General features: G+C 49.8%; 1 protein-coding gene. It reads left to right on the top strand.

The annotated features are described in order from the left end of the window. Positions 1-243 (top strand): S16 family serine protease (locus P0G09_RS20390; RefSeq protein ID WP_342760590.1); only part of this gene is annotated, 243 nt, incomplete at its 5' end. Positions 244-289: the final 46 nt, after the last annotated feature.

Below are 289 nucleotides of genomic sequence, written 5' to 3'. Positions count from 1 at the left end.
CGTCCCACGGTCAGTACCCTTGCAGTTCTGGGCGAGATCAGCATCAGTGGAACAATCTTGAATGTAGATGAGCTTGCAAACAGCCTGCAGGTCTGCCTCGATAGCGGTGCAAAGAAGGTTCTGCTGCCGATTTCAAGTGCCGTTGATCTGGGGACTGTTCCACCGGAATTGGTGGGTAGCTTCAATCTGATCTTCTTCAGCAGCGCAGAGGATGCGGTGTTTAAAGCACTTGGTGTGGAGTGAAGAAATGCGTGCTCTATGAATACGAATGATAGAAAAATCACAGACC

The sequence above is a fragment of the Faecalibacterium sp. DFI.5.82 genome, from assembly GCF_029076575.1.
Taxonomy (GTDB): domain Bacteria; phylum Bacillota; class Clostridia; order Oscillospirales; family Ruminococcaceae; genus Faecalibacterium; species Faecalibacterium duncaniae.
The sequence above is the reverse complement of the archived record's forward strand: the minus strand, read 5'-3'. Positions and strand labels throughout refer to the sequence as shown.